Here is a 12,395-nt window from a genome sequence, read left to right on the forward strand (position 1 = left end):
AAACTAACTAACTGTGGGATTTATTATGCTCGTCAACTTTATTTCAAAACCTATAAAATTATTGGTAAATTTGATTTAGAGAAAGAGTATAAAAGCAACAAGCATTATCAAGTTTTATACTCTCAAGCAGCACAACAAATATTAAGAAGTGTTGCGGAGTCGTTCAAATCATTCAAGGAGTTAAGCAAAAAGTATAGAAAAGGAGAGTTGACAGATAAACCTCGTCTTCGGTCATATAGAAAAAAAGGGGGGTTGTGTCTTGTCACTTATCCTAAGCAAGCCTTAAAATTGGTTGACAATAAAATTAGAATTCCTTTAGGTATAGCAGTCGCCAAAGCTATTAGGACATTTTTCTGTTCCCTGTTCCCTGTTCCCTGTTCCCTTAAAATATAATTTATGTGTCCTAACTAGCCTGTCTATTGCTATAAAACTGTTAAGCGATGGTTTGGACTTGATAGCTTTTATATACCAATGCCTTCTAATTTAAGTTTTCAAGAAATCTCCGAATTAAGAATACTGCCTAGAAATAAATGTTTTTATGTTGAGTTTGTTTATGAGCTTGAACCAGTTAAAACTGAGGTAAATGACGAATATGTACTAGGAATTGACCCAGGATTAAACAATTGGCTAACAGGGGTTTCTAACCTTGGGACTAGCTTCATAATTGATGGAAAACATCTTAAGTCTGTTAATCGTTGGTACAACAAACAACTAGCTACCCTCAAAGAGGGAAAACCTCAAGGATTTTGGTCAAAAAAACTTGCTCTTATCACCGAAAAGCGTAACCGACAAATGAGGGATGCCGTTAATAAAGCAGCGAGGCTTGTTATTAATCACTGTCTTCAGCATCAAATTGGAGTGGTTGTTTTTGGCTGGAATGAAGAACAAAAAAAGAATGTTAATCTAGGGAAAAAGAACAATCAATCTTTTGTTTCAATTCCTACAGGTAAACTTAAAGAAAGAATTAAACAATTGTGCCAACAATACGGGATTAAGTTTATTGAAACTGAAGAAAGTTATACCTCTAAAGCTTCATTTCTAGATAATGATTGGCTACCTACTTTTGGTGAAAAACCCGAAGGGTGGCAACCATCAGGGAAGAGAATAAAAAGAGGTTTATATCGTGCTGCCAATGAAGAGTTAATCAATGCTGATTGCAATGGGAGTGCTAAGTGCGATTCGTTCAGTCCAAACCTAGAAATAGGGGGACGGCTGGCATCAGTTAAGTAACCCATACAGGGTGGAGTACGCACTTTAATCCTTAACTGATGACAACTTCATAATCTTATAGGTGAGTGTCAGTATCCTAGAAAGCACAAGTCCTATCTCCTCGGTACTAGGGTGAAAGCATACTCTCCAGGGTAGCGAATAGCCATCAATCCCTGAAGCGAGAATAAAAGCAGAAAGTAACTACTAGCCTAAAATTAGTTACCTGTGAGCAAGTCACTATGAATAACGCAAGTGAAGGATATGTCTGAATCATCGTTATCCCAAACCAGTGTAATAAGGCTGACACACTGGTAGTCCCAAAAGGGCATTAGTACAGAGTGATAAGAGTGTTTAGCCCGACTTATCAGTACCACTCTAAAACTCGGTGAAGAGTAACCATTCTAAAGTGACAAACCAAAGATTATGAGGAACGAAGTAACCCATCTGTTTACTCTCATCTGAAGGTCGAATCAGTGAGTAGTCAGCTAAGACGCAACCTCTACTATTAAAAGTAGGTAACAGATGAAAAAGATTGAGTCAGAAGCCAACGCCTTATTGTAATGATGAGGATACGCTGACAGACTCACGGTTTGATGAAATGTAAAGGTACAAGTAGAATTAAATGCCTAAAACAGATTCACAACAGAAGACTGTAGGATTAATACTCAGACATGAATCATCCGATGACATCAATGACCAGCTTAACTGGGCAATGATTGAATGGGGAAGTTTAGAAAAACGAGTATATAAGGTTCAAAAGCGCATTTACAAAGCGTCTAGTCGTGACGATGTTAGAACAGTACGCAGACTCCAGAAACTTCTAATCTCATCCTGGTCAGCCAAATGTCTAGCGGTGCGTCGGGTAACTCAAGATAATCAAGGGAAAAAGACCGCAGGTGTGGACGGTGTTAAGTCACTAACCCCAAAGCAACGGTTTAAGCTGATTAACCAATTAAAACTAGGGTCAAAAGTCAAACCAACCCGTAGGGTATGGATACCCAAACCAGGGAAGGAAGAAAAACGACCACTAGGGATACCGACCATGTACGACCGTGCATTACAGGCACTTGTCAAGATGGCTCTAGAGCCTGAATGGGAAGCCAAATTTGAACCTAACTCCTATGGGTTCAGAACAGGACGCTCATGCCAAGATGCTATCGGAGCCATATTCTCAGGAATTAAGCAAAAGAGCAAATTTGTTCTAGATGCTGATATATCCAAATGCTTCGATAAAATCAACCATCAAAAATTGTTGGGAAAACTTAACAGCTACCCATCACTCCAACGTCAAGTGAGAGCTTGGCTAAAATCAGGAGTATTGGATGATAATAAGTTATTTCCCACGGAGGAAGGTACACCACAAGGCGGTGTTATATCCCCACTATTGGCAAATATAGCACTACATGGAATGGAAAATGAAATCAACTTGCTCGCAGAAACTTTCAACATGAAAGAAAAGCGAGGGAGGCAAATAGGTAAAAGGGACAAGATAAAATCAGTCAACTTTATCCGTTATGCTGATGATTTTGTAATCCTCCATGAAGACATAGACAAAATCCTACTCTGTAAACAACACATATCCAAATGGTTAAAAGACATTGGATTAGAACTAAAACCCAGTAAGACTCGAATTACTCACACATTAGATAGGTATGAAGAGGAAAAACCAGGATTCGACTTTTTAGGATTTCACATCCAACAACACAAAGTTGGAAAATATCAATCGGGTAAAGTGAAAGATAAGAAAGGAGGAAAAGGTAAACTACTAGGGTTTAAAACCATCATAACCCCATCCAAAGAAAGCCAAAATCGACATTACAAAAAAGTGGCAGAAATGGTAGAAAAATGTAAGGGAAAATCCCAAACCATTCTGATATCAAAACTCAACCCAATCATTAGAGGTTGGTGTAATTATTTCTCTACAGTAGTAAGTCATAAGGCATTTGTGAGGCTGTACCATCTTACGGTATGGAAACTCATTAAATGGGGGATAAAACGTCACCGAAACAAAGGGAAGAAATGGGTTTACCTCAAATATTTCCGAAGAATAGGTAACAACAATTGGACTTTTGCAACTAATAGGGAAGGAAACAACCCTATGATATTACTTAAACACTACGAAACGGAAATCAAACGCCATATCAAGGTCAAAGGTAATGCAAGTCCCTATGATGGTAATCTCATCTACTGGAGTTCAAGAATGGGCAAACATCCTGAAATGCCTAAAACTAGGGCAACCTTATTAAAAAGGCAAAAAGGAAAATGCGCCCACTGCAATCTGTACTTTCGTGAAGGGGATGTAATAGAACTCGACCACATCACACCTAAATCAAAAGGTGGGAAAAATGAATACAAAAACCTACAACTATTACATCGACATTGCCACGATGAAAAGACCTTAACAGACGGAAGTTTGGAAAGGTCTGGTAACAAAACTGACTGTAAAAGTGTCATACCAAAACCACTATGGAACATCCCAAATAATTACATTTGGATTGACGATATGTTGGTGACGACGTACTAATGACAAAGCTCATTAAACTGAGGAGCCGTATGATGGGAAACTGTCAAGTACGGTTTTGGAGAGCAGTGGAGGGGGCGACCTCTTCACTGACTTTACTCATAGTTCGTAAAGTGATTCAGCGCGCTCAAGAAGGTCTCCCCCATAAGCAACTAAATAAACAAGTAAGCACAACACTTAAGTTTGATTTAAGTCGAGTGTCTAGGGGCGTTTTGACTCGTCCCCAGAAATTAAAATTCTGGTCAGCTAAAAAGACACAAAGCAATGGGGTTTTAACCCATTGCGGAGTATCCTTTTAGAATCCCCGTTGATTTATCACGGGGAGAAGTCAATTAATCCGACGAGTTTTAAAACTGTTTTCTCACTATGAGTTATTAATTTTAGGGGATAGAGAGTTTCACGGAGTAGAATTATCTTATTGGTTAAAGAAACGAAACCGAACCGCTATTTAACATTCTTGTCACCCCGTCAAGCCCAGGTTACTAATAGTTTCCAGAATTTCCACTACATGGGAATCACTACCATATCCAAAAGCCTTAAAAAAAATAAGAAAAATTCTTGGCTTTTTACGAAATTATCGTTTAATATGTTCGGTAAGCTTAGGTACTTAGTCTGGTGATGTGTCAAAACGTTACTGGCCTTAACCTAACAAACCGAACTTATCGAAATTAACGTCCGAAAGGATTAACATTATGAACAAAATCAAAAAATTAGCTTATCTAGGGGCTTCTGTTCCCATTGCTCTTCTTTCCGTGCTAGGTTCCGCCAATGACGCAAATGCAGGTGGCCCCTTCGCCCCCGGCGATCAGTTCAACGGCTTCTGGGGTCTACAACTCAATGGTCATAGTTCTGGTGTTGGTGTTTGTCCGTTTCCAGCTTCTCCCGATCCTCTCGGGGCTAACGACCAAGCGGGGGCTTGTACTGGAAGTGGAGCAATTGATGCAAGAAGAGGTCTAAATAATGGAGCTATCGACTTCATCTTTTCACCAACCCTGCCTGAAGGCAATGGGAATGCCACACTCAATGCCGATAATGCCATTCTTAACTTTGATGAAACATTGGGTGTGGACGCGACTATTGGGAATTTAGCACTGATGATTGCTTCTGGTGGTAGTGGAGGTTTTTCTCGCCTAAATGCTGGTGATCTGGGGAACGTAAGAAATGCTGATGGATTGAACCTCCCTAATGGTTTTACTACAGGGAACAATGCTCCTTCTGATAACAGTGGCTTATCCTTTATGGATATAACAGCTGATGATGGAGCTCAATACATCTTCTCTCTAAAAGAGGTGACTTTCTTTGAATTAACAGATAATGACATTGGTGGTGTTCCTACTGTGGACTTTGACCTCGAAGCATTAGGAACAGTTCTGAAAATCGATGGCGATGACGTCTTTGAGGCACATTATGCACTACAGTCCACAGGTCAAGGTTTGGGTGTCGGTCCCGCTGAGTTAGACGGGGTAACAGATGTTAGTAGTGTTTCCTTCACCATCACGGTTGTTGAAAAGGTTCCTGAACCCTCTTCTATGCTTGGTTTATTAGCTTTAGCGGGAACTGGTATTTTCTCTGGGCTGAAAAAGCAGAGAAAGTAATAGTAAGAGCAAAAATCTAAGCTCTATAATTTTTGGTTCTACCGAACCTGTCATGTAAAACTATTAAAAAAAACATACTGAAAGTCTGATTTAGCAAACATTTGAGTTTTTGATAGTTTGATTGTTATTAACTTCCTTCCTAAATCACGCTTAGTTAGGGTTTGAGCGATTTTTACCATACCAAGTTCGGTAGAGCCTAATTTTTTAAAAGAAACTTTTTAAGGTTTCTTTTTTTTTGTGTTTTCTAATTGTTGATTACAGAAAAAGACGGGCAGCGCAAAGCTCCCATCTTTTAAGTGGGAGATGTAGCGCAACACGGGTAATTTATTGTCCGTGAATATTTCTTAATAAGTTTTATTGTTTTTATTAACTATGCTATGATGAGGGTATGATAACGATGACCTACGATTTCAAGCTCAAACTTAAAAAGTCTCAAGTCCAGATGATTGAGATGTATCTTGAAACGTGCAGGAAAGTTTATAACTATGCACTTCGAGAGCGAAAAGATTGGGTTAATAGTCGTAAGTCTCCTATCAATGCTTGTTCGATCCACTCAGAATATATAATTAGTTTAGACACTCCTAGACCTACCTATAATTCTCAGTGTAAATCTTTAACTGATGCCAAGAAAGTCTATCCCGAATTAAAAGAACCCCATTCACAAGTCTTGCAGCAAACCCTAAGAAATTTAGAAGCTGCATTTGTGAATATGTGGGAAAGGGGATTCGGTTTTCCACGCTTTAAAAAGAAAATGAGAAGTTTTCTCTACCCATCTGTTAAACAAGAATGGGTAGGTAATGGATGGGTAAAACTTCCCAAAATTGGGAAAGTAAAAATGAGGATGTCTCGACCTATCAGTAATGGGTTTCTTCTAAAACAAATTAGAGTAGTTAAGAGATCGTCAGGGTATTTTGTACAGTTAATTTATCAATTAGCGGTCAATATTCCTGAAACTCCTATACAAGGATATCCATTAGGGGTAGATATTGGACTTGATTCTTATTTAGCTACTAGCGAGGGAGAATTAGTCAAAAGACCTCGGTTTTTCAATCAACTTCATGGCCAGCTTAAATCGCTGCAAAGAAGGTTAAAGAACAAGAAAAAAGGGTCAAATAATTGGCAAAAACTCCAAGCTAAAATAGCTAGAATTTATCAAAAAATCCACGATACTAGAAAAGACTGGCATTTCAAATTAGCTCATCATTTATGCGACCAAGCCGGAATGATATTTGTCGAAGATATTAACTTCAAAGCCTGGGCTAAAAGCTTATTTGGCAAGCATACTTTAGACGCTGGCTTTGGTCAGTTCTTCAACATCTTGGCTTATGTTTGCTGGAAAAGAGATGTCTATTTTCTCAAGGTAGATAAAGATTATACCAGTCAAATATGCCCTAATTGTAATACCCAAACAGGCAAAAAGAATCTATCTGATAGAGTTCATAATTGTCCCCATTGTGGGTATCGAACGAATCGTGATGTAGCGGCCAGTCAGGTAATAAGAAATCGTGGTCTAGTAGCGGTCGGGCAGCCCGTGAATGAAATCGCTTCTGGAGGCGTTCTGTCGGGGTCAATCGCTGATTGGCTAGACAAGAGCCATTGAGAGAAGAATCTCCTGATTTTAGCGTAGCGGAATCAGGAGAGTGTCAAATCAGGTAGCTTCTGTTCAATCAATCGCAGATTACGGTTTTGATACATAACGGTGACTATCAGTATCATACATAACCCCATAATCACAAACATCAACCCAATACCCCGACCTGGCCCTCTACCAAGCCAAAGTCCCACCGTCTTACCAAGGATTCCATTAGTAGTCATTAGCGGCTCAAAAATTGCATCAGCAAGCAATCCTGATAGTAAATAACTGATGAGATTCAGTGAATTGATTAAAGCAGACATTAAGGATAAAATACGTCCTTGAAGGTTAAGAAGAACTTTTCTTTGAATGATGGTCATGAAGGCTGCTTCAATAATGGGAACTGCAAACGAGTAGCAAAAAATACAGACTACCCAGATGATAACTGAAACTTTCAATCCTGCGCTCAACACACATAGAGACTGAAGTAAAACAAAAACAAAAATCCGATGCACACAATTATCAGAACTTCCCCAAATAGTCATAACCAAGCTACCTAATAGCATTCCAACACCTCCCATCGCTAAAACCAAGCCTAGAATAGAGGCGGAATTAGTGGCTAAGACAAGAGGGTTGAATAAAATAGTTGTTGCTCCTCTAAACAAACCTATCAATCCAAAAAAAACGACAATTTCCAAGAGTCCTGGACGAATCATAAGATAAGAAAATCCATCTTTAAATTCCTCAATCCAAGAAGGAGGAGAGTTGTTTGTTTCTTTTAGAGAAGAAAAAGCTGTTTCTTCATTGTGAGAGGGATCAGACTTGATTGTGTCGGAATTAATCGGAATTTTAGGAAAACGAATACATAAGAGAATAATGACAGAAATAACAAATGTCCCTAAGTCAATGGTAATAACACCTTGAAGGTTAATAATTCCTAGCAAAGCACCAGCTAAAGGAGGAGCAAAAATCTGAGCTATTGCTGTTGCTAGAACAATCAATCCATTAGCACGACCAAGCTGTTGTTTAGGAATTAATAAAACCATAGATGCCATATAGGCTGGCCATTGAAAAGTGGCACTAATTGCACTAACAGTATTTACGAGATAAATATGCCATAATTCTAGATGATTAGTGAGCAATAAAATAAGAATGGTCAAGGTACCAACAGCCGCACAAGCATCACTCAAAATCATTGTCCAACGATGATTCCAGCGATCTACCAAAACACCAACAAAAGGACCAAAAATAACATGAGGAAGAAGAGCAGATATCGAGATTAATGATAATTGAGTGACCGAACCGTTGCTTTGATAAAACCACACGCCTAAGGCAAAGCTCGTTAGTTGGGAACCACTAATAGATATTAGTTGGCCAAACCAAACTATTAAAAAAACTCTCATACTCTTTAACGTTTGTAAGAGTGTATTAGATCGGGCCATTATTAAATCCTTATGCTAATTTTTATAAACTATTCTAAACAAACGTTTAACTGTTCGGCCAGCACCTGAATCTGAGGCTTATCCATAACATTATGATGATTACCAGGTAGCCAAAAGAGTTCTATAGGTTGAGAAATAAAAGATGTCCATCCTAAGAATCCATCCTTGTCTTCTCCAAAATCACTTTCTCTCGCTCTAAAGAGAGTGATTTTACCCAAATAGGGATGGGGTTCGTAGTTGACTATAGCTTGTCCACTTAACATTTCTGTTGTCACTATCTGACGTGCTTGTTCAAAGTCAAAATCTTGAGGAAGTTGACGAGTTTGTTTTCCTATTTCTAGAAGATAACGCAATTGGTCATCTACGTCTAACTTTTGCAAATCTTCAAGAGAAAGCCAAGAATCATGCTGATTTTCTCCAACAGCTTTTTTGAATTTTTCAAAATACAAAATAATCATATCAGTAAAGTCTAAAGACTTTTGTGCCATACAGCAGGGAGTATAGGTATCAATTAACCCTAAAAAAGATACCATTTGATTTTCAGTTTGTAATTGTCTAGCCATCTCAAAAGCAATCAGTCCACCCATAGAATAACCCATCAGAAAATAAGGTCCCTTGGGTTGTACCATTTTAATCGCCTGTAGATAACACTCTGCCATTTCTTCAATGGTGGTAAGGGGGGCAAGATGGGGATTGAGATTAGGGGATTGTAATCCATAAAGGGATTGTTCTTGATTAAGATATTGAGATAAAGACCAATAACATAAGACATTGCCTCCCGATGGATGAATACAAAATAGGGGCGATTTATTTTCATGATGACGAATAGCAACAAGAGGCGAAAAGGAACGAGAAACATCCTGCCGACGTAACAAGGTGGCCATTGCTTCAACGGTAGCGTATTCAAATAAAGTCGCTAGAGGCAACTCTACACCCAAAGTTTCTTTAATTCTGCTGATTAGGGCAACTGCTAATAAAGAGTGACCCCCAATATCAAAGAAATTGTCTGATACTCCTATATGAGGAAGCTTGAGAACATCAGACCAAATGCTAACCAATTGAATTTCTAGTCTGTCTCTTGGGGAAATTTGCCCTGTAGAGACGTTTAAGGTGTACAATTTGGGGTCGGGCAAAGCTTTTCTGTCAATTTTGCCGTTAGGGGTTAAGGGCAGTTGTTCTAGCAACACAAATATACTAGGAATCATGTAGTCTGGTAGTTGCTCTTTAAGATGTTTCCGTAGTGTTTGACTAACACTTTGCTCAGGAATCACATCAGAGACTACATAGGCAACTAATCGTTTATTTCCAGGTTCATCTTCTCTAGCAATAACAACACTTTCTCTAATTTCAGGATGGTTACTTAATTGAGCTTCTATTTCCCCAAGTTCAATTCTAAAACCTCTAATTTTTACTTGATGATCTATCCTTCCTATGTATTCTATGTTGCCATCGGGTAAATAACGGCATAAATCTCCTGTTTTATAGAGTTTTCCTTCGCCGAAGGGATTAGGGATAAATTTTTCGGTGGTTAATTCTGGTCGGTTTAGATATCCTCTAGCTAAACCGTCTCCTCCTATATGTAATTCTCCTGCAACTCCAATCGGAACCGGCTGCAAGTTTGAATCCAAGATATAAATTTTGGTGTTGTCAATTGGTTTACCAATTGGTACGTTCTTATCTATCTTGGTAGCACTATCAATTTGACAGATAGTAGCTGTCACAGTAGTTTCTGTTGGTCCATAAGCATTGATTAACTGAGGAGAATCACTTACATACTTTTGCCAAGTTCTAACCAACTCAGGAGATGCTCCTTCTCCTCCGATAATAACCAATCTTACGGATGGCGGTAAGCCAAGGTTATTGGTCTTTAATTCAGAAGTAATTTGTTGCCAATAAGCAGTTGGCAAATCCAGGACGGTAAGATTCGAGTTCCCACAATTTTGCAAGAATTGGTCTATCCCTCCAACAACTTCCTCAGTTCGCAGTACCAGTGTCCCTCCTGAAAGCAGACATCCATAAATTTGTTCACCTGCTGTATCAAAACTAATAGTAGCAAACTGCAAAACCTTATCTTTACCGGTTAATTGATATTCTCTAATGGCAGATAGAATTAAATTAACTAAGCCTTGATGTTCAATTAGCACTCCCTTGGGTTTACCTGTAGAACCAGATGTATAAATCACATAAGCCAAATTCCCAGAACTAGCTAAGGTTTCAGGATTAATTTTTCCCTCATTATCTATCTCAACCCAATCCCTATCCAAACAAATCGTTTGTGCCTGACTTGTTAGCAATTCCTCTAATAATTTCTCTTGAGTTAATAGTACAGAAACCTTCGAGTCGTCTAACATATATTCAATCCGTTCTTGGGGATAATTAGGATCGATGGGAACATAAGCACCTCCTGCTTTTAATATCCCTAATAATCCAATAATCATCTCGACAGAACGCTCGACACATATCCCTACTAATGTATCTGGTTTAACTCCTAATTTCTGCAAATAATTGGCTAACTGATTGGCTTTTTGATTCAGTTCTTCATAGGTTAACTGTTCCTCTTCATACACCACTGCTACTGCATCAGGGGTTCTTTCTACCTGTTCTTCAAATAATTCATGAATACATTTATCTTTGGGATATTCTGCTGCTGTATTATTCCATTCCACTAACATTTTATGTTCTTCTCTTTCTGTTAATAGAGGTAATTTTGTAACTTTTTCCTCTGGATTTGTTATTATGCTTTCAAGCAGAGTAACAAGGTTTCCTGATAAGAATTCTATGCTTTCATCAGAAAAGTAGCTAGGATCATAAAAAGTTTTTATCTCCAACCCTTTGTTAATAGAAACTAATAAACTTAATGGGTAGTTCGTTTGCTCAAAAACCCTTAAAATATTAATTTCTATATTACTAGCAGATGATCTTAGAGATTCATCTATTGGATAATTCTCAAATACTAAAATACTGTTAAATAAAGCTCTTTCTGGAGACACTTCACTCCATGCTTTTATTTGTACCAAGGGAGTATAAGAATATTGTTCCCGTTCTACTTGATCAGTCCTAAGATTTTGTAACCAAGGAATCACTGTTGCATTTTCAGGAATTTTAACTCTGACGGGTAACGTATTGATAAATAACCCGACCATTGATTCTACATCTGTTAATTCAGGGGAACGACCCGATACAGTTGCCCCAAAAACAACATCTGATTCGCCACTGTAGCGACTCAAAATAATTCCCCAAACCCCTTGAATAATCGTATTAAGGGTAAGCCTATTTTTTCGAGCAAACTGATTCAAATTTTCAGTAAATTCCTTTGACAGTTTCTGAGTTTGTGATTGACGAGAACTTTCTAGTTTAGTTTTTGAAGATACTAATGACTCAATCATCAAAGAAGTCGGAACAGTAAATCCTTGAAGATTATTTCTCCAAAAAGTTTCTGCTTTGTTTAAATCTTGTTTTTGTAACCAAGCAATATAATCTCGGTATGGTCGAGGTTTAGGTAAACGACAGGTTTGTTTTTGGCAATAGGCTTCATAAAAAGTCAGAACTTCTTTAAAAAGAATAGGTAAGCACCAACCATCGCATAGAATATGATGGTGACTCCAAACAAAATAATAGGATTGTTCAGTGATTTGAATCAGACGACAACGCATCAAAGGAGCTTTTTTGAAATCAAACCCTTGCTGTCTATCTTCCTTTAAGAATTCATCAAATTTTGTTTTTTGCTCGTCTAAAGAAAAAGATTGCCAATCGGAAAAAGTCCAAGGCAATTTGACCTGCTTACGCACAACTTGAAGTGGCTGTTTCCTATTTTCCCAAATAAATATAGTCCGTAAAATAGGATGACGGTCAACAATTTTTTGCCAAGCTTGTTGAAAAGAATTAATATTTAACTGACCTTTGATTTCGAGACTAAACTGCTCAAAATAAACAGATGATCCAGGATCATAGAGTGAATGAAAGAGCATTCCCTCTTGCATAGGAGAGAGAGGATAAATGGCTTCTATATTTTTTTCTTTGTTTTTCTGAGGACTATTAACCATAAGTTTTTTAAC

Annotated in this window: 6 protein-coding genes and 1 pseudogene; 5 read left to right on the forward strand and 2 right to left on the reverse strand. The window is 38.1% G+C overall.

The window, feature by feature from the left end:
• From QNJ66_RS13050 to QNJ66_RS13070, 5 genes and pseudogenes are all read left to right on the forward strand, one after another.
• Positions 1-1,230: pseudogene (locus tag QNJ66_RS13050) on the forward strand (transposase); the annotation flags it as partial.
• A 601-nt stretch (positions 1,231-1,831) separates the two neighbouring features.
• A complete protein-coding gene (gene ltrA / locus QNJ66_RS13055; protein WP_300507524.1) occupies positions 1,832-3,733 on the forward strand; it encodes a group II intron reverse transcriptase/maturase in 1,902 nt (633 codons plus the stop codon).
• Between the two features lie 29 nt (positions 3,734-3,762).
• Positions 3,763-4,029 (forward strand): hypothetical protein, encoded by a 267-nt coding sequence (locus QNJ66_RS13060; RefSeq protein WP_300507527.1) that lies wholly within the window; start codon positions 3,763-3,765, stop codon positions 4,027-4,029.
• Positions 4,030-4,422: 393 nt separating this feature from the next.
• Positions 4,423-5,325, forward strand: a complete 903-nt coding sequence (locus QNJ66_RS13065) for a PEP-CTERM sorting domain-containing protein (protein ID WP_300507530.1) — start codon at positions 4,423-4,425, stop codon at positions 5,323-5,325.
• A gap of 397 nt (positions 5,326-5,722) precedes the next feature.
• Positions 5,723-6,925, forward strand: a complete 1,203-nt coding sequence (locus tag QNJ66_RS13070) for a transposase (protein ID WP_300507533.1) — start codon at positions 5,723-5,725, stop codon at positions 6,923-6,925.
• A gap of 32 nt (positions 6,926-6,957) precedes the next feature.
• On the opposite strand, the gene QNJ66_RS13075 is transcribed toward QNJ66_RS13070, so the two are convergent.
• Positions 6,958-8,301 carry an MFS transporter gene (locus QNJ66_RS13075; RefSeq protein WP_300507536.1) on the reverse strand — a complete coding sequence of 448 codons (1,344 nt, stop codon included), beginning with the start codon at positions 8,299-8,301 and terminating at the stop codon, positions 6,958-6,960.
• A 68-nt stretch (positions 8,302-8,369) separates the two neighbouring features.
• Positions 8,370-12,383, reverse strand: coding sequence for a non-ribosomal peptide synthetase (locus tag QNJ66_RS13080; protein WP_300507539.1), 4,014 nt, complete (start codon positions 12,381-12,383; stop codon positions 8,370-8,372).
• Positions 12,384-12,395: the final 12 nt, after the last annotated feature.

This window comes from Crocosphaera sp. (assembly GCF_030064895.1).
In the GTDB taxonomy this organism is placed as follows: domain Bacteria; phylum Cyanobacteriota; class Cyanobacteriia; order Cyanobacteriales; family Microcystaceae; genus Crocosphaera.

Bases quoted from the DNA above. Each gene is read 5' to 3' on its own strand.
- ltrA (WP_300507524.1), top strand. From the start codon at position 1,832: ATGCCTAAAACAGATTCACAACAGAAGACTGTAGGATTAATACTCAGA.
- QNJ66_RS13060 (WP_300507527.1), top strand. From the start codon at position 3,763: ATGATGGGAAACTGTCAAGTACGGTTTTGGAGAGCAGTGGAGGGGGCG.
- QNJ66_RS13065 (WP_300507530.1), top strand. From the start codon at position 4,423: ATGAACAAAATCAAAAAATTAGCTTATCTAGGGGCTTCTGTTCCCATT.
- QNJ66_RS13070 (WP_300507533.1), top strand. From the start codon at position 5,723: ATGACCTACGATTTCAAGCTCAAACTTAAAAAGTCTCAAGTCCAGATG.
- QNJ66_RS13075 (WP_300507536.1), bottom strand. From the start codon at position 8,301: ATGAGAGTTTTTTTAATAGTTTGGTTTGGCCAACTAATATCTATTAGT.
- QNJ66_RS13080 (WP_300507539.1), bottom strand. From the start codon at position 12,383: ATGGTTAATAGTCCTCAGAAAAACAAAGAAAAAAATATAGAAGCCATT.